The 24,328-nt window shown below is 70.7% G+C and carries 23 protein-coding genes, 1 tRNA gene and 2 pseudogenes; 19 read left to right on the forward strand and 7 right to left on the reverse strand.

The genetic code is table 11. From position 1 onward, the window contains the following. Nucleotides 1–28: 28 nt before the first annotated feature. The 8 genes and pseudogenes from AB0M99_RS11840 (at nucleotide 29) to AB0M99_RS11875 (ending at nucleotide 7,345) form a co-directional block, all read left to right on the forward strand. Nucleotides 29–1,261 (forward strand): MBL fold metallo-hydrolase, encoded by a 1,233-nt coding sequence (locus AB0M99_RS11840; protein ID WP_365919153.1) that lies wholly within the window; start codon nucleotides 29–31, stop codon nucleotides 1,259–1,261. A gap of 548 nt (nucleotides 1,262–1,809) precedes the next feature. After that, complete coding sequence (locus AB0M99_RS11845; protein ID WP_365919155.1) at nucleotides 1,810–3,585, forward strand: ATP-binding protein; 1,776 nt, start codon at nucleotides 1,810–1,812, stop codon at nucleotides 3,583–3,585. 56 nt (nucleotides 3,586–3,641) lie between these two features. Beyond that, nucleotides 3,642–4,073, forward strand: coding sequence for a roadblock/LC7 domain-containing protein (locus AB0M99_RS11850; RefSeq protein ID WP_365919224.1), 432 nt, complete (start codon nucleotides 3,642–3,644; stop codon nucleotides 4,071–4,073). A gap of 71 nt (nucleotides 4,074–4,144) precedes the next feature. After that, nucleotides 4,145–4,498, forward strand: coding sequence for a DUF742 domain-containing protein (locus tag AB0M99_RS11855; protein WP_365919157.1), 354 nt, complete (start codon nucleotides 4,145–4,147; stop codon nucleotides 4,496–4,498). Then, entirely contained in the window at nucleotides 4,476–5,066 is a 591-nt protein-coding gene (locus AB0M99_RS11860; RefSeq protein ID WP_365919159.1) for an ATP/GTP-binding protein, read from the forward strand. Before AB0M99_RS11855 ends, AB0M99_RS11860 begins: the two co-directional genes overlap by 23 nt. A 20-nt stretch (nucleotides 5,067–5,086) precedes the next feature. Then, complete coding sequence (locus tag AB0M99_RS11865) at nucleotides 5,087–5,632, forward strand: GAF domain-containing protein (RefSeq protein WP_365919161.1); 546 nt, start codon at nucleotides 5,087–5,089, stop codon at nucleotides 5,630–5,632. Nucleotides 5,633–5,728: 96 nt separating this feature from the next. Beyond that, complete coding sequence (locus AB0M99_RS11870) at nucleotides 5,729–6,100, forward strand: MmcQ/YjbR family DNA-binding protein (protein ID WP_365919163.1); 372 nt, start codon at nucleotides 5,729–5,731, stop codon at nucleotides 6,098–6,100. A 160-nt stretch (nucleotides 6,101–6,260) separates the two neighbouring features. Further along, nucleotides 6,261–7,345 (forward strand): annotated as a pseudogene (locus tag AB0M99_RS11875) (IS630 family transposase). Here AB0M99_RS11875 and AB0M99_RS11880 read toward each other — a convergent pair. Both AB0M99_RS11880 and AB0M99_RS11885 read right to left on the reverse strand, forming a co-directional pair. Further along, complete coding sequence (locus AB0M99_RS11880; RefSeq protein ID WP_365919165.1) at nucleotides 7,342–8,250, reverse strand: transketolase; 909 nt, start codon at nucleotides 8,248–8,250, stop codon at nucleotides 7,342–7,344. The pseudogene AB0M99_RS11875 and the gene AB0M99_RS11880 sit on opposite strands and share 4 nt — an antisense overlap. A gap of 15 nt (nucleotides 8,251–8,265) precedes the next feature. Further along, a complete protein-coding gene (locus AB0M99_RS11885; RefSeq protein WP_365919167.1) occupies nucleotides 8,266–8,967 on the reverse strand; it encodes a transketolase in 702 nt (233 codons plus the stop codon). A 126-nt stretch (nucleotides 8,968–9,093) separates the two neighbouring features. On the opposite strand from AB0M99_RS11885, the gene AB0M99_RS11890 reads away from it, so the two are divergent. Then, nucleotides 9,094–9,170: transfer RNA gene (locus AB0M99_RS11890), tRNA-Pro, on the forward strand. 28 nt (nucleotides 9,171–9,198) lie between these two features. On the opposite strand, the gene AB0M99_RS11895 is transcribed toward AB0M99_RS11890, so the two are convergent. Together AB0M99_RS11895 and AB0M99_RS11900 are read right to left on the reverse strand one after the other, a co-directional pair. Further along, the gene (locus tag AB0M99_RS11895) at nucleotides 9,199–9,819 is read right to left on the reverse strand and encodes a tyrosine-type recombinase/integrase (RefSeq protein WP_365919226.1); all 621 of its coding nucleotides are present in this window, start codon (nucleotides 9,817–9,819) and stop codon (nucleotides 9,199–9,201) included. Further along, the gene (locus AB0M99_RS11900) at nucleotides 9,701–10,600 is read right to left on the reverse strand and encodes a site-specific integrase (protein WP_365919169.1); all 900 of its coding nucleotides are present in this window, start codon (nucleotides 10,598–10,600) and stop codon (nucleotides 9,701–9,703) included. Before AB0M99_RS11900 ends, AB0M99_RS11895 begins: the two co-directional genes overlap by 119 nt. Before the next feature lie 981 nt (nucleotides 10,601–11,581). Here AB0M99_RS11900 and AB0M99_RS11905 point away from each other — a divergent pair. Beyond that, nucleotides 11,582–11,929: a hypothetical protein gene (locus tag AB0M99_RS11905; protein ID WP_365919171.1), complete on the forward strand. Its 348-nt coding sequence runs from the start codon at nucleotides 11,582–11,584 to the stop codon at nucleotides 11,927–11,929. 114 nt (nucleotides 11,930–12,043) lie between these two features. Here the strand turns inward: AB0M99_RS11905 and AB0M99_RS11910 are convergent. The 3 genes and pseudogenes from AB0M99_RS11910 to AB0M99_RS11920 all read right to left on the reverse strand — a co-directional run bounded on the left by AB0M99_RS11910 (nucleotide 12,044) and on the right by AB0M99_RS11920 (nucleotide 14,176). Next, nucleotides 12,044–13,041, reverse strand: a pseudogene (locus AB0M99_RS11910) (aldo/keto reductase). Between the two features lie 26 nt (nucleotides 13,042–13,067). After that, nucleotides 13,068–13,271: an acyl carrier protein gene (locus tag AB0M99_RS11915; protein ID WP_365919173.1), complete on the reverse strand. Its 204-nt coding sequence runs from the start codon at nucleotides 13,269–13,271 to the stop codon at nucleotides 13,068–13,070. 119 nt (nucleotides 13,272–13,390) lie between these two features. Further along, nucleotides 13,391–14,176, reverse strand: coding sequence for an arylamine N-acetyltransferase (locus tag AB0M99_RS11920; RefSeq protein ID WP_365919175.1), 786 nt, complete (start codon nucleotides 14,174–14,176; stop codon nucleotides 13,391–13,393). A 355-nt stretch (nucleotides 14,177–14,531) separates the two neighbouring features. Between AB0M99_RS11920 and AB0M99_RS11925 the strand changes: the two genes are divergently transcribed. The 9 genes from AB0M99_RS11925 to AB0M99_RS11965 all read left to right on the forward strand — a co-directional run bounded on the left by AB0M99_RS11925 (nucleotide 14,532) and on the right by AB0M99_RS11965 (nucleotide 24,301). After that, a complete protein-coding gene (locus AB0M99_RS11925) occupies nucleotides 14,532–14,735 on the forward strand; it encodes an acyl carrier protein (RefSeq protein ID WP_365919177.1) in 204 nt (67 codons plus the stop codon). A gap of 69 nt (nucleotides 14,736–14,804) precedes the next feature. Further along, nucleotides 14,805–16,025 (forward strand): beta-ketoacyl-[acyl-carrier-protein] synthase family protein, encoded by a 1,221-nt coding sequence (locus AB0M99_RS11930; RefSeq protein WP_365919179.1) that lies wholly within the window; start codon nucleotides 14,805–14,807, stop codon nucleotides 16,023–16,025. A gap of 64 nt (nucleotides 16,026–16,089) precedes the next feature. After that, on the forward strand, nucleotides 16,090–17,451 hold the full coding sequence (locus AB0M99_RS11935; RefSeq protein ID WP_365919181.1) for an amidase family protein: 1,362 nt from the start codon (nucleotides 16,090–16,092) through the stop codon (nucleotides 17,449–17,451). After that, entirely contained in the window at nucleotides 17,445–18,734 is a 1,290-nt protein-coding gene (locus tag AB0M99_RS11940) for an aminotransferase class V-fold PLP-dependent enzyme (RefSeq protein WP_365919182.1), read from the forward strand. Before AB0M99_RS11935 ends, AB0M99_RS11940 begins: the two co-directional genes overlap by 7 nt. After that, nucleotides 18,731–20,128 carry a cytochrome P450 gene (locus AB0M99_RS11945; RefSeq protein WP_365919184.1) on the forward strand — a complete coding sequence of 466 codons (1,398 nt, stop codon included), beginning with the start codon at nucleotides 18,731–18,733 and terminating at the stop codon, nucleotides 20,126–20,128. The genes AB0M99_RS11940 and AB0M99_RS11945 overlap by 4 nt, the downstream gene beginning before the upstream one ends. Continuing rightward, nucleotides 20,121–21,557 carry a cytochrome P450 gene (locus AB0M99_RS11950; RefSeq protein WP_365919186.1) on the forward strand — a complete coding sequence of 479 codons (1,437 nt, stop codon included), beginning with the start codon at nucleotides 20,121–20,123 and terminating at the stop codon, nucleotides 21,555–21,557. Before AB0M99_RS11945 ends, AB0M99_RS11950 begins: the two co-directional genes overlap by 8 nt. Further along, on the forward strand, nucleotides 21,550–22,767 hold the full coding sequence (locus tag AB0M99_RS11955; protein WP_365919188.1) for a cytochrome P450: 1,218 nt from the start codon (nucleotides 21,550–21,552) through the stop codon (nucleotides 22,765–22,767). The genes AB0M99_RS11950 and AB0M99_RS11955 overlap by 8 nt, the downstream gene beginning before the upstream one ends. A gap of 77 nt (nucleotides 22,768–22,844) precedes the next feature. Then, the gene (locus tag AB0M99_RS11960; RefSeq protein WP_365919190.1) at nucleotides 22,845–23,801 is read left to right on the forward strand and encodes a hypothetical protein; all 957 of its coding nucleotides are present in this window, start codon (nucleotides 22,845–22,847) and stop codon (nucleotides 23,799–23,801) included. Between the two features lie 11 nt (nucleotides 23,802–23,812). After that, nucleotides 23,813–24,301 carry an O-methyltransferase gene (locus AB0M99_RS11965; protein WP_365919192.1) on the forward strand — a complete coding sequence of 163 codons (489 nt, stop codon included), beginning with the start codon at nucleotides 23,813–23,815 and terminating at the stop codon, nucleotides 24,299–24,301. The last annotated feature ends 27 nt before the right edge of the window (nucleotides 24,302–24,328 follow it).

Here is a 24,328-nt window from a genome sequence, read left to right on the forward strand (position 1 = left end):
TCCCGCCCCCACCCCGTCAGGAGGCGCCTTGACCGGCTCCCGTTCCCTGCGTCCACGGCTGCGCGCCATGCGGCCCGAAGCCTTCGGCGCGGACCCGTCCGGCGCGCGCCTGGAGCGGATCCACCGCTCGCCGAACTTCGCCGACGGTGTGTTCCAGAACCCGGTCGGGGCCAGGACCAGGCCGTCCGGGTCGATGCTGGAGTTCGCCAAGATCTACTTCCACAAGGAACAGCGGATCCGGCGCAACCCCGGCGCGCCCGTCCCGGTCTACCCGACCACCCTGGCGGAGCTGGCGAAACCGCCGGTCAGCGGCTTGCGGCTGACCTGGATGGGGCACTCCAGCGTGCTCGCGGAGATCGACGGGCGGCGGGTGCTGTTCGACCCGGTGTGGGGTGAGCGGTGCTCTCCCTTCCCCTTCGCCGGACCCAAGCGGCTGCACCCCGTACCGGTGCCGCTGGCCTCGCTCGGCCCGGTCGACGCCGTGGTGATCTCGCACGACCACTACGACCACCTGGACCTGCCGACGATCAAGCAGCTGGCGGGTACGGACACGGTCTTCGCCGTGCCGCTCGGCGTCGGCGCGCACCTGGAGCGCTGGGGCGTCCCGGCCGACCGGATGCGCGAGCTGGACTGGAACGAGACCACCAAGATCGCCGGCCTCTCGCTCACGGCGACCCCGGCCCGGCACTTCTGCGGCCGCGGGCTGCGCAACCAGCAGTTCACCCTGTGGGCCTCCTGGGCCGTCGCGGGCGACGAGCACCGGATCTACCACAGCGGGGACACCGGGTACTTCCCCGGGTTCAAGGAGATCGGCGCCGAGCACGGTCCCTTCGACGCCACGATGATCCAGATCGGGGCCTACTCCGAGTACTGGCCCGACATCCACATGACCCCGGAAGAGGGGATGCGCGCCCACCTCGACCTCCAGGGCGGTACCCCGCACGGCACGATGCTGCCGATCCACTGGGGAACCTTCAACCTGGCCCCGCACTCGTGGGACGAGCCCGGTGAGGGCACGGTGGCCGCGGCCGAGGGCGCCGGGGCGGCCATCGCCCTGCCGGTGCCCGGCCAGCCCTTCGAGCCCGGAGCCGCCGACGCTCCGCGCGAGCCCTGGTGGCGCCCCTTCGTCGCCGCCGGGCCGGCCGCTGTGCCCGCGGTGGCTGCTGCGGCCTCGTCCCCGGTGGGCCGCGCTCCGGTGGCATCCCCGCCGGCCGTCGGTCCCGCCGCCGGCCGCGAGGAGTCGGAGGCCGTCGGGTCGTAGTCGGCCCGTGGCCGGGCCGTCGGGGTGCGGGCTCCGGGGGCCGTGGGCGCTGCGGGGCCGGTGCCTACGGGATCGGCGTGACCGGCGGGGTCTGGCGGTGGCCGTCGGGGTCCGAGGCGTCTGCGGGGCTCTGGGCGCCCGCGGGGTCCGGGGTTCCTCCGGGGTCTGAGGTCCCTGCGGGTTCCGAGGTGCCTGCGGGTTCCGAGCTGCCTCCGGGGTCTGGCGGTGGCCGTCGGGGCCCGAGGTGCCCGCGGGGTCGAGATGCCGCCGGGGTGTCTGCGGGACCGGGGGGTCGGGCGGGCGTGCGGAGGCCCGCGGGGCACAGGTGTGCGGGCCCGGCGGCGTGCGCCCTCGGACGGCCCGGGCGTACACGCTCCCGGCGCATTCGGCCGTCCGTACGAGCGCTCCATCGGGAGCAGGAAGCACCCCGGCGAACTTCCCCAACTGGGCGTCCGGGGCGGCAGCGCGCGGTCTAGCGTGGGTGTCCGGTGATCAACACCGGACCCCGGAACGCTGGGGGCTCCGGGCCCCACTGACCGAGGACGCCGATGTCCGGACTCCGCGCCGCCCGCCACGCCCCGTCGAGACACGCCGTCACCGGTCCCGGCCGGCAGATACGGCCCCAGCTGGTACGCGCCGCCGTACTGCCCACGCTCGCCGCCGGGCTCAGCGGCGCCGCCGCGGTCATCTTCACGCTCCAGCTCGGCGGCGGGGCGGGCGACCGGGACGCCCGCCTGTGGCCGGTGCTCACCGGCTGCGCCCTGCTCGTCGTCGGTGCCCTCGCGGCCGCCCTGCTCGGGGCCCAGCGGGCCGCCAAGACCGTACGGGACCGCTGCGAGGCGCTGCGCCGCTCCAGCGTGCGCGGCCGCCAGGAGCTGCGCACCGCCGCCGACCGGCTGGAACGGGGCGAGGCCCCGGGCCGCCCGGTGCGCGGCGGGCCGACCGGACCGCCACCGGGCACCGATCCGGCGGGTGTGGACGAGTTCTGGCTGCTCGCGCAGGAACTGCGCGGCGCCCGCGAACAGGCGCACGCCACGCTGGTCCGGCTGGGCGGGCCCGTCACCCCGTCCGACAGCGACCGCAAGGTCGAGGTCTTCGTCAACCTGGCACGCCGGCTGCAATCGCTCGTGCACCGCGAGATCTCGCTGCTGGACGACCTGGAGGACACGGTCGAGGACCCGGACCTCCTCAAGGAGCTCTTCCACGTCGACCACCTGGCCACCCGGATCCGCCGCCACGCCGAGAACCTCGCCGTGCTCGGCGGCGCCGCCTCCCGGCGCCAGTGGACGCGGCCCATCGACCTGAGCGAGGTGCTGCGCTCCTCCGTCGCGGAAGTCGAGCAGTACACCCGGGTCAAGGTGGTGCCCCCGGCCGGCGGCACCGTCCGCGGGCACGCCGTCGCCGACGTGGTGCACCTGCTGGCAGAACTGGTCGAGAACGCCACGGTGTTCTCCGCCCCCGACACCGACGTCGTGGTGCGGGCCGAGCGGGTCACCGCCGGGATCGCGGTCGAGGTGGAGGACCGGGGCCTCGGCATGCCGCCCGAGGAACAGCACCGGATGAACGCCCTGCTCGGCGACCCCGACCAGATCAATGTCCGGCACCTGCTGGCGGACGGCCGGATCGGCCTGTTCGTCGTCTCGGCGCTCGCCCGGCGGCACGGCGTGGCCGTCGAGCTCAAGTCCAACATCTACGGCGGGGTGCTCGCCGTGCTGGTGCTGCCGCAGGACCTGCTCGGGGCGGAGGCGCCGGGCGCCGTCGATGCCCTGGGGGGCTCCCGGGCCACCTCGTGGGGGACCGCCGAGGGGGCCGGGTGGGCCGACGGCGCCGCCGTACCGCCCCTGGCGCCCGTACGCGTGGGACCGGCCCGGCCGGAGCCGGCGCCCCGCCCGGCCGACGGCCCGGACGGGGCCCCGGCCGCCGCTCCGGCGGCGGTGCCCGCCTGGGCCGTCGAGGTGCCGGGCACGGCGCCCCGTACCGAGCCCGCCCCAACGGCCCCAACGGCCCCAACGGCCCCAACGGCCCCAACTGCCCCGATGGCCCCGGTGTACGCCGTGGAGCCCGCGGCCGTGCCCGAACCGGTGGCCGCGGTGGAGCCCGCCGTCACCGGCGGGGGACCGCTGCTGCCCGTGCCGGCCGCCCGCGTGGGCGAGGACCGCCCGCCGCTGCCCAAACGGCGGGCCCAGCAGCACCTCGTACCCCAACTGCGGGACACCCCGGCACCCCGGCGGGCCGACGACGGCGAACAGCCCGTGCACGACCCCGGCCTGATGGCCGCCTTCCAGCGCGGCTTCGGCCTCGCCCAGTCGGAGCACCGGACATGACCCGGACCACCCCGACCCCCCTCCCCGAGTTCCCCAGCATCAAGGAGCACACCCCCATGAGCGGCGAAGTGGCGACCAGGACCGGCCGGCTCTCGGATCTCGACTGGCTGCTCAGCGGCCTCGTGCAGCGCGTGCCGTACACGCGCAGCGCGGTGCTGCTGACCGCGGACGGGCTCGTGACCTGCGTGCACGGGATGGACGCCGACAGCGCCGACCACATGGCCGCGCTGGCCTCCGGGCTGTACTCGCTCGGGCGCAGCGCCGGATCCCGGTTCGGGGACGGCGCCGAGGTCCGCCAGGTGGTGGTCGAACTCGACACGGCCCTGGTCTTCGTATCGGCGGCGGGATCGGGGACCTGCCTGGCGGTGCTCGCCGACCGGGAGGCCGACGCGGGCGTGCTCGGCTACGAGATGGCGATGCTGGTCAAGAGCGTACGGCCCTACCTGGCGGCCCCGCCGCGGCGGCCCGTCGCCGACCCGGAGCGATGAGGGTCCGGGCCAGGGGGGCATCGGGGTCGCCGCGTGACACGCCGTGGCTGGACGATTCGGCGGGCCGGGTGATGCGGCCCTACACCGCGAGCGGCGGGCGGACCAGGTCGGCCGTCGCGCTCGACCTGCTGTCCCTGGTGACGGCGACCGGCGTACGCCCGCGCGCACCGCTCGGCGCGGAACACACCCTCGCGCTCCGGCTGTGCGCCGGCTCGGCGGCCGTCACGGTCGCCGAGGTGGCCGGACAACTGCGGCTCCCGGCGGTGGTGGTGAAGGTGCTGCTGTCCGACCTGATGGAACACGGGGCGGTGACGGTGCAGGCGCCGAGGTTCCCCTTCCCCGGGGGCATCGGCGGCGCGGCCTTCGCGGCCGACGACCAGTCCCTGCTCCAGGCGGTGCTCGATGGCCTTCGCAAACGACTGTGAGGGCCGCGCCCATGAGCTGCCCGCGACCCTGAAGATCCTGGTCGCGGGTGGGTTCGGGGCGGGCAAGACCACCTTCGTGGGCTCGGTCAGCGAGATCGAGCCGCTGAGCACGGAGGAGTTGCTGAGCGGGCTGAGCGAGGCCGCCGATCCGCTGGACGGGGTCGAGGCGAAGACGGCGACGACCGTCGCGCTGGACTTCGGCCGGATCACCCTGGACGCCCGCCACGTCCTGTACCTCTTCGGCACGCCCGGGCAGCAGCGCTTCTGGTTCCTGTGGGAGGAACTGTGCGCCGGCGCGCTCGGGGCGGTGGTGCTCGCCGACACGCGCCGCCTCGCCGACTGCTTCCCCGCCGTGGACTTCTTCGAGCGGCGCGGGATCGGCTTCATCGTCGCCGTCAACGAGTTCGACGGCGGCCACCGCTATGCGGCCGAGGAGGTCCGCGAAGCGGTGGGGCTCGGGCCGGACGTGCCCGTCGTACGGTGCGACGCGCGGCTGACGAGCTCCGGGACGGGGGCGCTCGCCGCGCTCGTCCACCACCTGCTGTCCACAGCGAACCAGCGGAAGTAACGGGATGTGGGGGAAGCGCCATGACGTACTACGAATCGACCGGGCACCTGCTGCTGACACCGGTGGACCGGGAGGCGCCGGCGCGCGCCGTCCGGCTGCGTGAACTGGGCCTGGGCGAGCGGCCGGACGGGGAGCTGGACGCCTTCGCCCGGCGGGTCGCGGACACCCTGGCCGCGCCCTACGCGGGGGTCAACTTCATAGACGAGGAGCGGCAGTTCTTCGCCGGACTGCACCACTCGGCCGACGCCCCGGCGAGCGGGTACCCGGCGCGGGTGCTGGCCCGGGACCACGGGTACTGCCCCTATGTCGTGGTGCGGCGCCGGGCGTTGGTCCTGGAGGACGTACGGGACTTCGCGCGCTTCGCGGGCAACGCCGTCGTGGACGAGAGCGGGGTGCGGTCGTACGTGGGCGCGCCGCTGACGGACCGGCGGGGGATCGTGCTCGGGACGGTGTGCGCGGTGGACACGGTGCCGCGGCGGTGGGGGACGGACGGCCTGGCCACCGTGAAGGAGCTGGCGGCGGAACTGGTGGCCCTGGTCCACGAGCGGGAGGACCGGCGCGGCTGAGGGTGCGGCCGAGGGTGCGGTCCGGGGCGGTTGTCAGTGGCGGGGGCTACCGTCGACGGACGAGGGTTCACCGTTGTCCGGAGAGGAGTCGCGGGGATGGCCACGACGGCGCAGGACGTCAGGAAGATCGCACTGTCGCTCCCCGACAGCAGCGAGAAACTGGCCTGGGGCATGCCCACCTTCCGCGTGGGCGGCAAGAACGGCAAGATCTTCGTCTCGCTCGCCGACGACGACACCTCGATCGGCGTGAAGTGCCCCAAGGAGGACCGGGCCGAGCTGATCGGGGCGGAGCCGGAGAAGTTCTTCATACGCGAGGGCCACGACGACAACTACGCCTGGCTGCGGGTGCGTCTGGCGGCCGTGGAGGATGTGGGCGAGCTGCGCTCGATCCTCGTCGACTCCTGGCTCCAGGCGGCCCCGAAGCGCCTGGTCGCGGCGCACCCCGAGCTGGCACCCGCCACGGACTGAGCCCGACGGCGGCGCGGCGGCGGCCCGGCCGCGGACGACCGTGCCGCCGCCAGACACCCCCTAGTGATCTGGTTGTGAGTTCGTTGGGCACCACGTGAGTCGTCTTCCGTACCAGTTCACGGGTTTGGCTGACGGGTGCCGGTTGGCTCTGCTGTGGGGTGTGGGTGACAGCAGGCTGGAGCCGCTGGTCCTGAGCGAGGCCGAGCGGCAGACGTTGAACAACTGGGTCAAGCGCCGGACGACCGCGCAGGGTCTGGCCCTGCGGGCGAGAATCGTGCTGGCGTGTGCGGAAGGTGGTCCCAACCTGGCGGTCGCGGCCCGGCTGGGGGTGAGCCGGGGCACCGTCGCCAAGTGGCGCACGAGGTTCCTGCGCGACCGGCTCGACGGACTCGCCGACGAGCCAAGGCCCGGGGTGCCACGGACCATCACCGATGCCCAGGTGGAAGAGGTGGTGGTCCGCACCCTGGAGGAAACACCTCCGGGCGGCACGCACTGGTCCAAGCGGGAGCTGGCCAAGGCCGTGGGGATCTCCCCGGCGAGCGTGCTGCGGATCTGGCATGCCTTCGGCCTCCAGCCGTGGCGGACGGAGACCTTCAAGGTCTCCCCGGACCCGTTCCTCATCGACAAGATCCGCGACGTCGTCGGCCTCTACCTCGCTCCGCCGGCGAACGCGGTCGTGTTCGCGGTGGACGAGAAACCGCAGATCCAGGCCCTGCAGCGGACCGCTCCAGTGCTGCCCATGGTGCCCGGGGTTCCCGAACGGCGGAGTTTCGACTACGTCCGGCACGGCACCGTCGACCTGTTCGCCGCCCTGAACACCGCGACGGGCAAGGTGATCACCAAGCTGTCCGCCCGGCACCGGGCGGAGGACTTCCGGGACTTCCTCGACGAGATTGACCGCCAGACCGACAAGGGCCTGGCGGTCCACGTGATCTGCGACAACCTCTCCACCCACAAGGCACCCGTGGTGCACAGGTGGCTGCTCGCGCACCCCCGCTTCCAGCTCCACTTCACCCGACCTACTCATCGTGGATCAACCAGGTTGAACGGTGGTTCGCCGAGCTGGAACGGCGTTGCCTGGACCGAGGCGTGTTCTGCTCTCTCGACGACCTCAAGGCCGCACTCGAGAACTGGATCAAGGTCTGGAACGACGACGCCCGGCCTTTCAAGTGGACCAAGACCGCCGACCAGATCCTCGACCGCATCTGCCGCTACTGCTCACGCATCTCCGAACCAGATCACTAGCGCTGCGGCCGCAGGAAGGAGTCGATGCGGGCCCGCAGGGACGCCGGGTCCAGGCCGTGGGCGGCCACGTGCTCGTCGAGCGTGCCGTAGCGGCGCAGCTCGGCGCGGCTGACGCCGAGCCCGAGGACGCGGTGCGGGGTGTCGGAGAGTGCCTGCGCGGCCGGGGCCGTAGAGGTACCGGCGAGGTAGGGCTCGACCAGGACCACGTCGGCGGTCGCGCGGCCGACGGCCGTGCGCAGCGCCGCGTCGTCGAAGGGCCGCACCGTGGGCGCGTACAGGACCGTCGCGTCCAGGCCCTCCGTCGCCGCCAGTACGTTGTCCAGCAGCGGCCCGACCGCGAGGACCACGCCCGCGCGGCCCTCCCGTACGGTCTGGAAGCCCAGGTCGGCCGCCAGAGGGCGGGGCGCGGCGTTCGACTGCTCCGAGAGCCGGACGTACACCTTGTCGTCGCCCGCCGCGTACGCGTGGCGCAGCAGCGCCTCGGCCTCGTCCGGGTGCCCGGGGACGTGGACCGTCCAGCCGTCGAGGGTGTCCAGCAGGGCCACGTCCCCCGGGGACATGTGCGTGAACCCGCCGGCCGGCCAGTCGTAGCTGGCGCTCGCGCTGACCAGGACCCCGCCCGTGCCCTGGTGCCCGAAGTCCAGCTTCACCTGCTCGAAGGGCCGTTCCACGAGGAAGCTGGCGAAGGTGTGCACGACGGGCCGCAGCCCGGTGAGGGCCAGCCCGCCGCCGACCCCGACCAGGAGCTGCTCCCGAATGCCGACGTTGATCACCCGGTCCGGGTGGCGGTGCTGAGCGGGCCGGAACCCGTCCATGGTGATCTCGGCCAGCACGAGTGCCAGCCGCGGGTCCTCGTCGAGCACTCGCGACGTGACCGAGACGAACCGTTCGCGCATGGTGTCCATGACTCCCCCTCTTCCCTACTGCTTCTTCTCGACGCGGGCGACGACGGCGTGCGGCCGGCCCGGATGCGGTGCGGTGTACGCGGCGTGCAGCGCGGCGTGGTCGCGCCCGTCCACCGTCACCGCGGACCAGCCGGCCGCCTCGAACCGGGAGGCGATCCCGCCGTGCCACCCGTGGGTGGCCGAGTCGTTGTCGATCACGACCGTGTGGAGCCGCTCCAGCCCGGCCGAGCCGGCGTACGCGATGGCCTCGTGGTTGCTGCCCTCGTCCAGTTCGGCGTCGCCGATCAGAACCCACACCGCGGGGTCGTCCAGCCCCTGGGAGCGCAGCCCGAGCGCGCTGCCGACGGCGAGCGGGAGCCCGTGCCCGAGGGAGCCGCTGGCTATCTCCACCCCGGGGATCAGGGTGCGGTCCGGGTGGTGCCCGAGGGGGGAATCGTACGAGCCGAATCCGCTCAGCCAGTCGACGGGGAAGAAGCCCTTGGCGGCGAGCACGGCGTAGTAGGCCATCGGCCCGTGTCCCTTGGACAGCAGGAACCTGTCCCGCGCGGCGTCCCCGGCGGTCGCGGGGCCGACGCGCAGGACCCGGTCGTAGAGCACCCACAGCGCGTCGAGCGTGGAGGTGGCGGCGGGGCCGTGCTTCTCGGCCCCGGTCATGAGCGCGATGAGGCGGCTCAGATCCTCGTAGCGGAACCCGGTGTCCGCGGTTGCCTGTGTCATGCACCGATCGTGCAACCTCAAGTGCGATCGAGGTCAAGCGCGAGAAAGGTGCGCGCGACCACCCCGCGAAGTGCGGTATCGTTCTCCTGCGCGTTCAACCAGGGGAAACCCCAGGTCAACGGGCATCGGGACGTGGCGCAGCTTGGTAGCGCACTTGACTGGGGGTCAAGGGGTCGCAGGTTCAAATCCTGTCGTCCCGACCAGCGTTTACGCAGGTCGGAGGCCGTTCTCTCATCCATGGGAGGGCGGCCTTTGGTGTGTCCGGGGCCATGGTGGTCGCAATGTGGTCGCACGTCCAGTCCGTGGCCGGTCGGCCGTGGCGCTGAAGGCCGGCGGCGCGGGGGAGCGGAGCCGCCGGAAGGTCTCGCGGAGCCGGTGGATGTGGTCGCGTGGTGGTCGCAGCCACGTCGCACGGCCCGTTTGGCGGTTGGCCTTCTCGGCTCCGGTGAGGGTGCGGTCGATGGTGTCGACGGCTTCTCGGGCCGCCTGCCGGGTGAGGTGGCTGTAGATGTTGGCGGTGGTCGACAGGGTGGAGTGCCGCAGGGTCTTGGAGACGACGGTCAGCGGCACGCCAGCGGCGATGGTGATGGTGGCGGCCAGGTGGCGCAGGTCGTGGACCGTGATCCGGGGGACCCCGGCTTCGGCGGAGAGCCGGCGGAGCCGGTCGAGAACCTGGTGTGGTCCGAGCGGTCGGCCGTCGGGTCGGCAGAAGACGAGTCCGGCGAACGGATCGTCAGGGTCGCCGCGTGTTCGGGGCATCGTTAGTGCACGGTGCCGTAGGGCGGCGTCGACGCGGGGTGAGATGGCGACCCAGCCGCGGCTGGCCCGGGTCTTCGGCGTGGTGATGACCAGGCGGTTGTTGTCGATCGCGGAGAGGGTGCAGCGCAACGTAGAGGACGCCTTCCGTCAGGTGGACATCGTTCCAGTGGAGTCCGAGGGCTTCGCCCTTGCGCATGCCGGTGCCGATGAGGAACTCGAACAGGTCAGCCATCTCGGGGTCGGCCCGGTGGCAGTACGCGAGGAAGCGGGCGGCCTCCTCCGCCGTCCAGATCCGTCGTTCCGGCACCGGCGGTCGCCGTAGGACGGGTGGACTGGCCGGGTTGTGGGGGAGGCGGTGTTGGCGGACTGCGTCGCTGAGGGCGCTGGAGAGGGTGGCCAGGCAGCGGTAGAGGGTGGTCTCGCCGCGGCCGGCGGAGAGCTGGCAGGTGACGTAGGCCGAGATGTGCCGGTGCGCGAGCTGGTCGAGCTTGAGGGTGCCGAAGGCCGGAATGAGGTCGTTGCGGACATAGTCGCGGTAGCGGGCCATCGTGGTCGGCTTCAGCACAAGGGCCTTCGCGGCCAGCCAGGCGTTCAGGTAGGCGGCGACGGTCTGGTTCGGGTCCGCGTTGTATCCGCCGGCCTCGCCCTCAAGGAATCGGCCCAGGGCCTGCTCGGCGCTGTCCTGGCTGGGGAAGCCGCCCCGGCGCACGGTGATGCGGCGGTGATCCGGGGTGGGGACGTCGACGGCGAAGCTGCAGGTGCCGTGCTTGCTGTCAGTGACCAGGTGAGGACAACGAGCACCGAGCTGGTGCCGGTGGGTGTCCCTGCAGCCGCAGCGGCGGTAGATCCGGCCGCGGCCGACGCTGGTGAGCATGGGGATCGCCTCCAGATAGCGGAGGGGAGCGGGTGGGTGCTTCCAGCCTGCGACCACAGGCGACCACCACGCCCAGTGGAGGCGCCGTGAACAGCGCGTTTCCCTTGTCTGAGCGCCAAGGGGCCTATCCGGGAGCGTGGCAGCAGATCCTTCGTCTCCTGGTGGTATAGCAGCTGCACCCGTGCTGACCAGGCCAAATGTTAGTTGGCGTGGCCATATGGTGGGGGTTGGTCCGGACATGGTCCGGATCTTGGTGTGGCGGTGTCGGCTCAGGTGATGCTTCGGCTGCAGTGGGAGTGAGTGCCCGTCAGGCTCGCACCAGGCAGGGATGCCTCATTGACGTGCTGTTGCGAGGCGGCGGGCAAGGGCCTCGCAACGTCTCCCCGGCTTGGGGTCCACGAACGAGTGCGCCCCGGCGCGCAGTGCGTTGGGGGCGGGCCGGTGGGTGTGTGCGGAGAGTCGTCGGCGTGAGCGAAGGCGGATCCGGGTCGGCCTCAGGCGGGGATGGCGTCGCTGGCCCGCGAAGACTGGATGAAGGGGTCGCGATGGTAAGGGAAGGGTTCGTTGACCTGCTGTTTTCTGTGGATCTAGGCTGCGTTCGGTGCTGGCGCCGTGCCTGTGGTGAACATCGGCGGCAGTCGTTGTGCAGCTGGTTGCTACGACCTTCTCGGTAGGTTCGTCCGAGGTGTGTGATCCGTTGCTGAAGCGGGTGCGTGTGTGAGTGGGTTGAAAGCGGTAGCGGACTATGCGGAATGGGTGCCGTTTTCGGCTGCCCGGCACGGCGTGCAGTGCTCCGCGGCGGTGAGGGGGCAGAGTGCGGGGACTGTGGGCCGTAGGGTCCCTGGCTCTCTTCTTGGAGGCTCGATGTCTTCTTGCTCTCGTATGTGGTTCGTGGCCGGGGCGGTGGTCGGGGCCCTTGTACTGGGTGCTGTCCCGGCTGCGGCCGCCGAGAAGGCGAACACGGGTCTGTGTGGTGGCCGGGTGGCCGACTATGTCGGTGCCAGGGCCCTGGATGCGGCGTTCACCGGAACGGTCAACCGTGGCGGAACGGGCGACAGGCCGATGACTGTCACGCCTGTGGCCGCGGGCGAGAATCTTCTCTCCACGACGATCGATGGTGGCCCCAGCGACCACAGCACCATTACGTATGACTTCGCCGTGGTCACCCGCACCTCCGGACAGAGCGCCATCGCCTTCGACACCCCGTGGGGGCGAGCCTACGGATTGACTGTGCAGTGCACGGCCGGAACACGGGTCACCAAAATTACCGGGTTTGTGAAGCCGGCCTCCGGTGAGGAGCGCATCACCTTCCTTGTCGGCCGGGTCTGACGCGCAGCAGCGAGGCGTGTCACGTGCAGGCCGCAATACGGGTGTCGCTCGCGTCCAGACTGCCGAAGGCAGCAGTTGTATGCCAGCCTCGACTTGCTTGCGTCCGGGAGGCGGTCAGCGCGAGACGCTGCTCATGTCCGCATAGCGGTCGCCCGCTACCTGGTCTGAGATCGAGTCCAGGTCGGCCAGTTCCTCCGCGCTCAGCGTCAGCGCCAAGGCCGAAGTGTTCTCCTCCAGGCGACTGGGCTTGCGGGTGCCGGGGATCGGCACCACGGTCAACCCGTGTACGTGCGCCTGCTGATGCACCGAGGCCAACGCCACCTGCGCCGGGGTTGCTCCGTGCGTCGAGGCGATCTCCCTGATGGGCCACAGCAGTGCTTCATTGTGTGCGGCGTTGTCGCCCGTGAGGCGCGGCTGGTAGCGCCGGGGGTCGCTCACCGGAAGGCCGTCGGCGCGGCTGAACGTCCCGGCCAGGAAGCCTCGCGCAAGTGTCGAGTACGGGACGAGTGCCACGCCCAGCTCGGCCGCGGTCGGTACGGCACTCTGCTCGACGTCTCGCGAGAACACGGACCATTCCGACTGGAGTGCCGCGATCGGGTGAACCGCGTGTGCCTCGCGCAGTTCGTCGCCGCTGACCTCGGACAGGCCCAGGTGTCGCACCTTGCCGGCCTGGACCAGCTCTGCCATGGCACCCACAGACTCCGCCAGCGGGATCCGCGAGTCGCGGCGGTGCATGTAGTACACGTCGATGTGTTCCACGCCGAGACGGCGAAGACTCGCGTCCGCGGCCCGGCGGATGTATGACGGGTCGTTGCGGAGCACATAGCGCAGATGGTCGCCGTTGCTTCGCTCGACGCCGAACTTCGTGGCGAGCACGATGTCATGGCGCTGCGCCCGGACGAACGGGCCGATGAGTTCCTCGTTGCCTCCGAAGCCGTACATGTCGGCGGTGTCGAGGAACGTGACGCCCAGCTCCAGGCCCGCTTCAGGGTGGCCGTCGCCTCGGCGGCATCAGTGCTGCCGTAGCAGCCGCTCATGGACATGCAGCCGAGCCCCTGGACGCCGACGACGGGGCCATGGGCCCCCAGGTCGACGGTGGCGATCGTACCCATGAAATTCCCCGGCTCTCGACGTCGGTTCAGGAGCTGCCGGTCGCGGACAGCAAGGGCATGGTCGGATGGAGCTCGATGTCCCGGGCCGCGCGAGCGCCGATGATGGCCGAGAGCTCGGCCAACGCGAGAGACTCAAGGCCCAGGTCGGCAAAGGTCGCCGCGGGGTTCATCCGCTCCCGCTTCACTCGGAACGTGGTGGCCAGCACTTCTGTGAGCTCGTCGTAGGTCATGACGGACGATCCTGTTTCTGGGCGGGGGAGGGAGGGAACGGCTCCGTCCCCATGGAGCCGCATGACGTTGGCACCGGGCAGGGGCGGGCCGAGCGCATGGACACGGCTCGGCGTGGTCTTCAGTCCTGCCGGTAAAGGGGTGGAAGCCGTTCCAACGTAATACCGAAGTACTTTTCGTAGGCCGGCGCGAGCTCGGATTCCGCCAGTGCGGCCCATTCCTTTTGTGTGCCCTCGATGCGGGTCAGTACGTCACCTCGCAAGGCGAGTGATCCGTTCTCGGTCAATCGCGTGCAGTACACGTGGGTGCGGTGGTAGGACTCGGGTGAACTCCAGACCCACCAAAATCCGGGCATGAAATCCTTTTCGGCCCGGGGGCGTGGCTCGATGCGGAGGATCGGCGAGCCGTTGCGCAGGAGATCAGTGTCACCGTCGGGGCCGGCAACGAATTCGAAGGTGCCCTGTGGATCGTGCTGCGGGCCGGCCAGATCCATCCGCAGGGGATAGCGAGGGCCGAATACGCCCAACCCGACGTCGACGAACCACGGGTACGTGCAGTCGACGACGATCAGGGGGTGGCAGAGCGCGAAACTCGGACGCCCCCCGTTGAACATGTAGGCGCTCAACAATGTGATGCGGAATCCGAGTTCGCGCAGGAGGGAGGACAGAGCCGAGCCGTTCAGCTCCTGGCAGCCGCCGCCGCGGCGTTGCCGTACCACCTTGTCGATGGCGCCGTCACCCAGTAGTGCGGGCTCTCCCAGATGCATGCCGAGGTTCTCGTACGGCACCGACATCAGGTGTTGTTCCTGCAGCTCGCTGAGGAATTCCGGCCCCGGACTGCGGAGTGTCGTCACGCCGATCCGGTCGAGGTATTCCTGGGTCAACTGGGGGTCCAGTCGGGAATCCATTCGATACATCCGTTGGTTCGTCGTGGGTGTGGAAGCCGTGCAGCGATGCTCGTTGTTCGATCATGCACCATTCTCCGCCCAGGTTCGCCCCTGAAGCGCAATGGTCACCCGTCTGTGGCATCACGGCGCAGAGCTGTTGACATGACTGCCCGGCATGTCTGCCGTGGGGGCTGGATTAGTGCGTTGGCGCGGGGTGCTTGAGATCCACTATGTTGCGACCCGCACGCCTTGAACATGCGAGAAGGGGCGAGCGGATCGGTTATTCATTTGTATTTTCGGATGCCCTCTTGAATCTGGGGGGCGAAACCTGTTCTCTTCTTCCTTCTCCCCCGCTGACGGCAGGAAACGGGTCACCATGACGTACTACGAGCTCACCGACATGCTGGCGACCAAGTTCGGGGTGGCGCGGGACAGGATGTGCCCGGAGGCGACCTTCACCGACCTGGGCCTGGAATCGCTCGCCGTCGCCGAACTCTCGGTCATCGTGAGCGAGCACACGGAGCGGGACACCGAGCTCCTCCCGGGCATGTCGCTGGCCTCCGCCGCTGCGGCTTGCTGACAAGCGTCCCCGGCCCGGGCACCGGGCTGGTACGACCGCCGGATCAGAACTCTCCACCGAAGGAATCTCATGACGCACGTGGTCGTCACCGGCCTGGGGGCGGTGACCCCTGCCGGCTTCGGCATGGAAGCGACCTGGGAGGCAGTGTGCCGGGGTGATTCCACGGCCGCCACCGACCCGGCACTGTCCGGAATGCCCGTCACCTTCAGCTGCCGTGCACCCGCCGTCGAGCACGCCGTCGATCCCATGGCCCTGTGGCGCCTGGACCGCAGCTCGCAACTCGCCCTGGCCGCCGCTCGTGAAGCGATTGCCGAGGCCGGCCTCGACCCCGACACGTGGGACGGTCCGCGCATCGGAGTCGTCATCGGGTCCAGTCTCGGTGGCGCTGCGGTCTGGCACGACCAGCTGGGCAAGCTCAGCACCCACGGTCCCGGCCGGATCTCTGCAGCCTGCCTTCCGATGCTCCTGACCAACACCCCCTGCGGTGAGGTCGCACTGGCCATCGGCGCCCGCGGTCCCAGCCTCGCCCCTGTCACCGCCTGCGCCACCGGTACCACTGCCCTCGCCGTGGCGCACGACCTGCTCGTCACCGGTCAGTGCGACATCGTCCTTGCCGGCGGCGCCGAAGCGGGGACCACCCCGCTCGTCGTCACCGCGTTCCACCGGTGCGGGGCTCTGGCCGCGAGCAACGACGACCCTGCCACCGCATCACGCCCCTTCGCCCCTGACCGCTCGGGCCTGGTGGTCGCCGAGGGCGCGGGCGTCCTCGTACTGGAACGCGCCGAGACCGCCAGGGCCCGCAACGCACCCGTCCGAGCGGTTCTGGCCGGCTGCGGACAGAGCACCGACGCCCATCACCCCACTTCTCCCCGCCCGGACGCCGCCGGAGCCCAGCAGGCCGTCGAGGCCGCGCTCCGGCACGCCCGTCTGGCTCCCGAGGCGATCGGGCACGTCAACGCCCATGCCACTGGTACCCGGCTCGGTGATGCCGCCGAAGCCCTCATGATCGGCCGCCTCTTCCCCCACCGGCCTCCCGTCACCTCCGTCAAGGGCAGTCTCGGCCACGCGCTGGGTGCAGCAGGCGCGATCGAGGCTGCGTTGACCGTCCTCACCCTCGAACGTGGCCTCGTACCCCCCACCGCGCACACCGATCAGGCTGACCCCGCCTTCGACATCGACCTCGTCACCAAGACACCTCGCGAGCGCCGCATCGACACCGCGGTCAGCACCTCCTTCGGGTTCGGTGGGCACAACGCCGCAGTCGTCCTCCGGCACCCCCATGTCTTCTAGGGGGCGCGCGGGCACACGCACGGTCTCTGAGGCGATCGAGGCGGTGGCACGGGGCAGCTCCACGGTGGTGGAACAGGTCCGCCGGTCCGCAGGGGCCGAGCTCCGGCACCGCCGCCTGAGCGCCTTCACGCAGCTCGACACGGCAGCGGCGCTCGATGCAGCTGCTCGGCTCGACGACCAGGGTGACAGCCCGGAGCTGCCGCTGCGGGGCGTGGTGCTGGCGGTGAAGGACAACATCGACACCGCGGGGTTCGCCACGACGGCGGGAACACCGGCCCTCCGCGAGCACCGGCCCCTGCTCGACGCCCCGGCCGTACGGGTCCTGCGCGAGGCGGGGGCGGTTGTGCTGGGCAAGACCAACATGCACGAGCTGGCGCTGGGAGTGACCAGCGACAACGCGACCTTCGGGCTGGTACGCAATCCCGTGCGGCCGGACCGGATCGCCGGTGGCAGCAGCGGGGGTTCCGCGGCCGCGGTGGCCGCGGGGGTGGTGACCGCGGCCCTGGGAACCGAAACGGGCTGCTCTGTGAGGTTACCGGCCGCGCTGTGCGGCTTGGTCGGGTTCCGGCCCACCGTGGGCGCCTACCGGGTGGAGGGCGTCGTGACCGTGTCCTGGACGCGCGACACCATCGGCGTGCTGGCGCGCAGCGTCGATGACGTACGAGTCCTGGACCGCGTCATCCGTTCGTCAGCCGGCACACCGGAAGTCAGTCGGCATCCGGGCCTGCGGGGACTACGCCTGGCCTCCCCCCGGACGACGTTTCGGCAGGGCATGACGACGGCGCTGCGAGCTGTGTTCGAAGCCCGGCTCACCGCCTTGGAAGAGGCAGGTGCCCGGATCGTCGAGAGCGACCTGCCCGCAGGCGCGTGGGAGGTCTCGGGTGAATGCGGGCTGCCGATCCTGCTGTACGAGACCTCCCGCGGTGTCGACCGCTACCTGGCGGCACACGCCACCTCGCTGCGGTTCCACGATGTCGCCGCGCGCGTGGCCGCCCCCGATGTCGCGGGGCTGGTGCGCGGCCTTTCAGGCGGGGACATCGAGGACGCGTACGCGGCAGCACTCGACCAGCGGGCACACCTCGGCTGTCTGCTGCGCGGATTCCTCGAGGATCAGCGGCTGGACGGCATCATCGTGCCCACCAGCCCGATCCCCGCCCCCCGGCCCGCGGTCTTCGACGAGTCGGCCGACCGTTACTGGGCCACGTTTCGGACTTTGGCCCGTAATACCCACGCGTCCAGTCTGCTGGGCTGGCCCGCCGTCAGCCTTCCTGCGGGACGGGCCGACGAAGGGCTTCCTTTCGGTATCGACCTGCAGTTCCCGCCCGGCACGGACAGCGCGCTCCTGTCGGTCGCGCGAGCCTGCGAGGAGACATGGCGGGACGCCGGGTGGCGTCCGCCCACACATGACGAGGGAGAGGAATGGTGATGATGTCCGTCGGTGGCACGACGACCATGGCGCCGCCTGTCGAGGCCGGTGCGCGGGGTGGCCGGGAGGCCGGCCCCGATTGGGACGAGGTGCGTGCGCAATTCGCGCTCGACCCGGCGGAGGCACATCTGACGTGTTGCTTCCTCGCGCCGCTCCCGCTGCCGGTCAGGGAAGCGGTGGAACGCCACCGCCGCGCCTTCGAGCGCAACGTGCTGTGGGCCGAGAAGGACCTGTACGGCATCCACAACGGGCTGCAGGGCGATGTCGTACGAGCCCTCGCCGAGTACATTGGCGGCAGGCCGGAGGACATCGCGCTGACCGCGAACACCACCACCGGACTCGGGGTCGTGTACAGCGGTCTGAGGCTGCGCCCGGACCAGGAGATCGTGCTCAGCGTCCACGACCACCTGGTTCACGAAGAGGCGGCGCGATTCGCCACCCGGCGGCACGGTGCCACCATGCGGTCCATCCGGCTCTACGACGATCCCGCACACGTCACCCAGCACGAGATCGCAGAACGCGTTGCGGCGGCCATCGGACCGCGAACACGAGTGGTCGGTCTCCCATGGGTGCACTCGTGCACCGGGGTGAAGGCCTCCCTCCCCCTCCTCGCGGAGGCCGTCGCCGTCGCCAACGAAGGCCGGGCGGACGAGGACCGCTGCCTACTGGTCATCGACGGCGTGCACGGGCTCGGAGTGGAGGACGTCGATGTCGCGCGCACCGGCATCGACTTCTTCGCGTCCGGGACGCACAAGTGGATTCTCGGCCCGCGTGGCACCGGATTCGTGTGGGGTACTGAGGACGCGTGGGCCCAGCTGGAACCGGTCTTCCCGGCAATCATCCTCGACCGCGACTACTGGCAGGCCCTCAAGACCGATGCCGAACTGCCACCGACCAGGGCCGCATGGATGTCGCCAGGGGGATTCCAGGCATTCGAGAACCGGTTCGCCGTGGCCGATGCCGTGGCCTTCCACCAATCCCTCGGACGCGACCGTGTCTCGACGAGGATCGCCGAGCTGAACTCCTCACTGCGACTGCAAGTGCACTCGCTCCCCGATCTCGAACTGGTCAGCCCCCTGGAACAGTCCGTGGCGTCCCAACTGGTGTGCTTCCGCCACCGAGACCTCCCTGCCCGTGAGGTGCTGCGCTTCCTGGCGGAGCGCAAGGTATACGGAACCATCACCCCGGAGATGCACGATCCGGCCGCACGACTGTGCGCGGGGCTCATGAACGGCCCCGAGCACATCACCGCTGCGATCAACGCACTCGCGGAACTCCGATGATGAAGCGCATCGTCTTGATCGCCGCGGGCACGGCCGTCGCCGCCAGCCTGCCGAGCTGGCTGCCGCGCCTGGTCATCACCGCACGCAACCGCGTCCTCGCGGCTGCGGGGAGCACGGAAGGCGTCACCATCCCCGGACCGCGCATCGGTGCCGACCGGCTGAAGGATGTCTACACCCATCCCCACGCCCACGGGCGCGGCCCTGGTTCGCAGCTCTCCGACCTGATCTGGTACCTGATCCATCCGGTCGGCCACGTCCACCAGGAGCACATGTCCTCCGGGCCGTTCCACAGCGAGCTCGCGGCCTGCACCCGGGGAATCCTCGCGGGCTCCGGGGCGGACGTAGAAGACCTCGCCCGGCGGTGTGCCCGCCGGGTACTGGACGGGACGGATCCCGCGCGCCTGAGAGGCGTACGCCTGCGGGACCTGGCGATGGAGATGACGGCCGAGTTCTTCCACGAACTCGTCTTCCGAACCCCCTGCCCACCCGGGGCACGGGGACTGATCACCGCCAACGCCGACGATGCCCTGGGCGCGACCAAGTTCACCAGGCTCCGTCACCTGGACCGGCGGGCCGCACTGACCGCCTACCTGCTGGAACGGATCCGAGTGGGTGCGATCTCCAGCGACCTCCCGGCGTCCCTCGACGACGAACAGCGAGCGCTGTACCTGCACGGCAACATCTTTGGGACCGGTGTCGCGCAGCTCGCCGAGGGGCTGACCCACCTCCTCCTGGTCCTCGCGCACCATCCGGAGGTTCAGCAGCGGATGGCGGACGAGCCCGGGGACACTGCCTTCTATGATCGTGCGATCAACGAGTCGCTGCGCATGTACCCCCTGTTCGGCATCTCCCAGCGCATCACCACCGGCCCCGTCGACATCGGCAGCGAATCCCTTCCCGCAGGATCCGTACTGTTCTTCGACTACGAGGCATATCACCGGTCAGGGTTCACGGACCCGGACCGTTTCGACCCCGACCGATGGCTCACCTTGTCTCCGAAGGACGCCACCTTCATCCCTTTCGGCGTCGTCGGGAACCGGCCCTGTCCCGCCCGCGGGCTGTCCACCGTGTTCTTGCGCGCGGTCACTGCCGACGTCCTGCCCCGTTTCGCACTGCACTCCAGTGCCGGCCACACCCGCTCCATGCCCAACCGAGCCCCATGCATCATGCTCCCCCGCACCCCCGCCTCGCCACGCCCCACTGCCGCTCTCAAGCTCATGCGGGTTCGCGACGACTGGGAGAACGTCGCCCGAAGCCTCACCCAACTGGTCCTCGGCTGCGTCATCGTCGCCGAAGCGCGCAGCCAGAAGCTCTGCCAACGCCACCACGAGAAGCCCGGCGCCGGCACCCACCACGCGCAGCCGAAGCGAAAGACAGGCACCCGGCATGCCTGACACCCGTGAGTCCAGGGGATCCGACGCGGGATCCGGTCTGACCGAGTTCGGCACGACCGACACCTCCGTGGGCGTCGCCCCGCAGCGGGGCCGCCTGCCCCGCATGGTCGTCACCGCACGCAACCGTGTGTTCTCGGCAATCAACGGCGACGACAGCGTCGCCATCCCGGGCCCTCGTGTCGACGCCTCCCGGCTGCCGGAGGTCTACGCACACCCGCATGCCCATGGGCGCGGCCCGGGTTCAAAACTCTCCGACCTCATCTGGTATTGGTTCCACCCCGGCTCCCAGGTGCACCAGGAGCAAGCGTCGTCCGGTCCGTTCCACAGTGAGCTCGCACGGTGCACACGAGGCATCCTCGCCCTTGCAGGGCAGGACGTCGACGCCCTGGCCCGCGCCTGCGCCCGTCGGGTGATGGAGGGGATGAACCTCACAACCTCCAGGACGTTGCGCTTGCGGGACCTGGCGATGCAGATGGCCGCCGAGTTCTTCCACGAGCTCGTCTTCCGAACCCCCTGCCCACCCGGGGCCCGGAAACTGATCACTGCCAACACCGATGACCTGCTGGGAACGCTCAAATTCAGCACGCTGCGTCACTTGGACCGGCGGGCGGCCCTGACCGACTACCTGATGGAACGGATCCGGGTGGGCGGGGTGAACTGTGACCTGCCGCCATCGCTCGACGACGAACACCGCGCCCTGTACCTCCAGAGCAACTTCTTCACCACCGGTGTCGCACAACTCGCCGAGGGCGTGAGCCATTTGCTGCTCGCCCTCGCGCACCACCCGGAGATCCAGCAGCGGATGGCGGACGAGCCCGGGGACACTGCCTTCTACGATCGTGCGATCAACGAGTCGCTGCGCATGTACCCCCTCTTCGGCATCTCCCAGCGCATCACCACCGGCCCCATCGACATCGGCAGCGACACCCTCCCCGCAGGATCCGTACTCGTCTTCGACTACGAGGCGTACCAACGCTCCGGATTCGAGGATCCCGACCGCTTCGACCCGGACCGGTGGCTCAGCCTGTCACCGAGGGACGCGACCTTCATCCCCTTCGGCGTCGTCGGGAACCGGCCCTGTCCCGCCCGCGCACTGTCCACCACGTTCCTGCGTGCGGTCACCGCCGAGATCTTGCCGCGTTTCGCGCTGTACTCCAGCGCCGGCCACACCCGCTCCATGCCCAACCGCGCCCCCTGCGTCCTGACGCTCCGCACCCCCGCCTCGCCGCGCCCGACAGGCGTCCTGCGGCTGATGCGGATCCGCGACGACTGGGAGAACCTCACCCGAAGCCTCACCCAACTCGTCCTCGGCTGCGTCATCGTCGCCGACGCGCGCAGCCAGAAGCTCTGCCAACGCCACCACGAGAAGCCCGGCACCGGCACCCACCACCCCCAGCCGAAGCGAAGGACAGGCACCCGACATGCCTGACACCCTCCAGGCCTTTGAACTCACCGACCATGCGGCACCGGTCCCGAGCAACGGCTGTCCGGCTGCGCCGGACTTCTATCCCTGGCTGGATCCGGCGGAGACCGCCCTGCGCCTGGCCCGGCAACGGGTGGCACCGGTCGTGGTGCCGACCGGCGAGCGCATGTGGCTGGTCTGCGGCCACTCGGAGGCGCTCCAAGCCATGGCGGATCCCCTGCTGTCGCGGGCCGTCGCCGCCAAGCGCTCCGTCGCAGCGACCCCGGCTCAGCTCGCCCGCCGCGGAGGACAGCCCCACGACTCCGAAACGCACCTGGTCTTGCGCCGCGCCCTCGCCCCGGCGTTCACCGCACGCCAAGCACGGACTCTGTCACCGTGGCTGGAGCAGACCGCGCATCGCATGGTGGCAGACCTCTGCGTCGCCCGGCCCCACGCCGACGTCGTCGCTGGGCTCGCCCGGCCCCTGCCCATGGCAGCCGTCAGCAGGCTGCTCGGCCTCGACCCAGACCTCCTTCCCCGGATCGCGGCCGATGCCGACATCTCCGCTACCGAGCGGGCGACCACCCAGGAGATCGCCGCCGCCTTGGCACGCATCACGTCCCGGGTGATCGAACTCATCGAGCAGCGCCGACGGAGCCCCCAGAGCACTCTCCTCGACCGGCTCATCACCATCTCCGACGACGGTGGCCTGCCCGACACCCAGCTGGCGGGCCTCGTCCGCGACCTCATGATCGTCGGTTGGCACGAAACCGCCCGCCGTATCGCCACCGGCATCCACACCCTCCTGAGCCACCCCGACCAGTACCGCCTACTGCGCAGTGACCCGTCACTGATCGCCCGGGCCGTACAGGAACTCCTGCGTCACGAGAAGTACCCCAGTGACCTGGCCCCTCGCGTCGCGACCGGTGACACCCGCATCGCCGGAGTGCGCATCCCCGCCGACGACACGGTCGTCGTCTCCTCGTACGCCGCCGACCACGACCCGTTGGTCCATCCGGACCCCGAACGACTCGACTTCACCCGGCCCGCGGGCCCGCTCCTCGCCTTCGGGCACGGCATCCACTACTGCCCCGGCAGCCACCTCGCCCGCGCCATCCTCGCTGCTGTCCTCACCGCCCTCTCCAGACACCCCCCTCTCACCCTCGCGGGCGCGCCACAGTGGCGCCACGGCTGGGTCGCTCCTTCCCTGCACACGCTGCCCGTCGCCCCCGAGTGATGCCAGGCCGGCGGACCGCCACCACATCGACACCCTCTCCGGCCAATTGAAACCACCCCGCCAGGAGGACCCCACTCATGCCGACTGCTCCGCCGACCCTCCGTGGCGAAGCCGAGGGGAGCCCCGACCTCCCGGTTGCCGGTGCGGCCGATGAGCTCGTGCTGCCCATGCCCGGAGCCGGTTTCGTCTCCTGCTCCACCGCCTCCCGCAACCCGGCAGACTGCGCCCGGTCGCTCCAAGAGCACCAGCGGCTGCTGGAGCAGGCGGGGCACCCGCACCCCCCAGCCCTGCTACGGGCCCCGGCAGACCCGGACCAGCGCACCCGCCACCGGTGGCTCGTGGGACACCAGGTTGCCTTTGCCGTCTGGCGGCTGCTGGCCGACGTACTGCGGGCGCTCCTGGAGGGCCGCACGCCCCGGCCCCGGCTGATCCGCCGGGCCGCTCGGCTGTACGACACGTACTCGCTCCTGCTCCTCTACGCGGGAAGCTGCTCGGCCCAGCGCTACGCCGCCACGGTGCGGGCCGACATGGCCGCCCTCGACCCCGCCTTCAGCGGGCAGTGGACCCGCGACCACACACCGGTGCTCGAACTGCAGCGGGAGGTGCGCCGAGCCTTCCCGGCGGCCTCCGTCGCCCTCCTCACCCGAGCGGCCCGGCTCAACCACCGCGTGCACATGACCGTCGCCGAACTGCTGGTGCCCGACGGGGTCTCCCTTCTCCAGCAGACCGGCCGCGACGCGGCCCAGAAGCCCACCGAAGCCGAGCGCGAATTGTCCGACGACTACTTTCGCGTACGCCGGCGCCCCCTTTGCCGCGACGGATTTGCTGCCCAGATCGTGCTTCGGCTCGCTCAGATCAGGTGCGACATCGCCGCCCACGGCCTGAACTCGGAGAGCCCGATCGCCGCCCCGCAGCACCCCGCCATCCGCGGGCTGCACGACGAGGCGACCGAACTGCTCCTCCACCTTGCCGATACGGCCACCGAGTACGGCGGCCATCCCCTCCTGCCCTCTCCATCCCCGCACGCCCTGTGAACGGAGTACCGATGACCGCCCTCGCGGACACCCCCAAGACCGTCCTGCTCGCCCCCGTGCTCCACCGCTACATGCAAGAGCAAGCCGAACCTCCGACCACGGTCCAGCTCGACCTGATCGAACGCACCCGTGCCCTCGGCGGCCACGCCCAAATGCAGATCCCACACGAGCAAGGAGTCCTGCTCACCCTGCTCGCCCGCCTGATCGGAGCCCGACGCATTCTCGAAGTGGGCACCTTCACTGGATACTCCACCCTCGCCCTCGCCCTGGGCACCACGCCTGACGGCCGGGTGATCACCTGTGATCTGTCCTCGGAATGGACCGACATCGCCAAGGAAGCCTGGGCGGCGGCCGGCGTTGCGGACCGTGTGGATCTCCGCCTGGGCGACGCCGCCGAAACTGAGGGGCCTCGCGTTTCCCGGACAGGGATCGGCTGGTCAATTCATGCAGCGAGTCGCAATTCTTCGAACTCGGCGTGGACTTCGCCAGGGGGCCGGTAACCCACCGCCGAGTGAAGCCGTTTGCGA

It is taken from the genome of Streptomyces sp. NPDC051183 (assembly GCF_040682455.1).
Taxonomy (GTDB): Bacteria; Actinomycetota; Actinomycetes; order Streptomycetales; family Streptomycetaceae; genus Streptomyces.

Excerpts from the sequence above, each read along its gene's own strand:
- AB0M99_RS11880 (WP_365919165.1), bottom strand. The coding sequence starts at position 8,250 with ATGGACACCATGCGCGAACGGTTCGTCTCGGTCACGTCGCGAGTGCTC.
- AB0M99_RS11860 (WP_365919159.1), top strand. The coding sequence starts at position 4,476 with ATGGCCTTCGCAAACGACTGTGAGGGCCGCGCCCATGAGCTGCCCGCG.
- AB0M99_RS11960 (WP_365919190.1), top strand. The coding sequence starts at position 22,845 with ATGCCGACTGCTCCGCCGACCCTCCGTGGCGAAGCCGAGGGGAGCCCC.
- AB0M99_RS11855 (WP_365919157.1), top strand. The coding sequence starts at position 4,145 with ATGCGGCCCTACACCGCGAGCGGCGGGCGGACCAGGTCGGCCGTCGCG.
- AB0M99_RS11925 (WP_365919177.1), top strand. The coding sequence starts at position 14,532 with ATGACGTACTACGAGCTCACCGACATGCTGGCGACCAAGTTCGGGGTG.
- AB0M99_RS11915 (WP_365919173.1), bottom strand. The coding sequence starts at position 13,271 with ATGACCTACGACGAGCTCACAGAAGTGCTGGCCACCACGTTCCGAGTG.
- AB0M99_RS11920 (WP_365919175.1), bottom strand. The coding sequence starts at position 14,176 with ATGGATTCCCGACTGGACCCCCAGTTGACCCAGGAATACCTCGACCGG.
- AB0M99_RS11945 (WP_365919184.1), top strand. The coding sequence starts at position 18,731 with ATGATGAAGCGCATCGTCTTGATCGCCGCGGGCACGGCCGTCGCCGCC.
- AB0M99_RS11865 (WP_365919161.1), top strand. The coding sequence starts at position 5,087 with ATGACGTACTACGAATCGACCGGGCACCTGCTGCTGACACCGGTGGAC.
- AB0M99_RS11955 (WP_365919188.1), top strand. The coding sequence starts at position 21,550 with ATGCCTGACACCCTCCAGGCCTTTGAACTCACCGACCATGCGGCACCG.
- AB0M99_RS11930 (WP_365919179.1), top strand. The coding sequence starts at position 14,805 with ATGACGCACGTGGTCGTCACCGGCCTGGGGGCGGTGACCCCTGCCGGC.
- AB0M99_RS11850 (WP_365919224.1), top strand. The coding sequence starts at position 3,642 with ATGAGCGGCGAAGTGGCGACCAGGACCGGCCGGCTCTCGGATCTCGAC.
- AB0M99_RS11885 (WP_365919167.1), bottom strand. The coding sequence starts at position 8,967 with ATGACACAGGCAACCGCGGACACCGGGTTCCGCTACGAGGATCTGAGC.
- AB0M99_RS11870 (WP_365919163.1), top strand. The coding sequence starts at position 5,729 with ATGGCCACGACGGCGCAGGACGTCAGGAAGATCGCACTGTCGCTCCCC.
- AB0M99_RS11940 (WP_365919182.1), top strand. The coding sequence starts at position 17,445 with ATGGTGATGATGTCCGTCGGTGGCACGACGACCATGGCGCCGCCTGTC.
- AB0M99_RS11900 (WP_365919169.1), bottom strand. The coding sequence starts at position 10,600 with ATGCTCACCAGCGTCGGCCGCGGCCGGATCTACCGCCGCTGCGGCTGC.
- AB0M99_RS11845 (WP_365919155.1), top strand. The coding sequence starts at position 1,810 with ATGTCCGGACTCCGCGCCGCCCGCCACGCCCCGTCGAGACACGCCGTC.
- AB0M99_RS11965 (WP_365919192.1), top strand. The coding sequence starts at position 23,813 with ATGACCGCCCTCGCGGACACCCCCAAGACCGTCCTGCTCGCCCCCGTG.
- AB0M99_RS11950 (WP_365919186.1), top strand. The coding sequence starts at position 20,121 with ATGCCTGACACCCGTGAGTCCAGGGGATCCGACGCGGGATCCGGTCTG.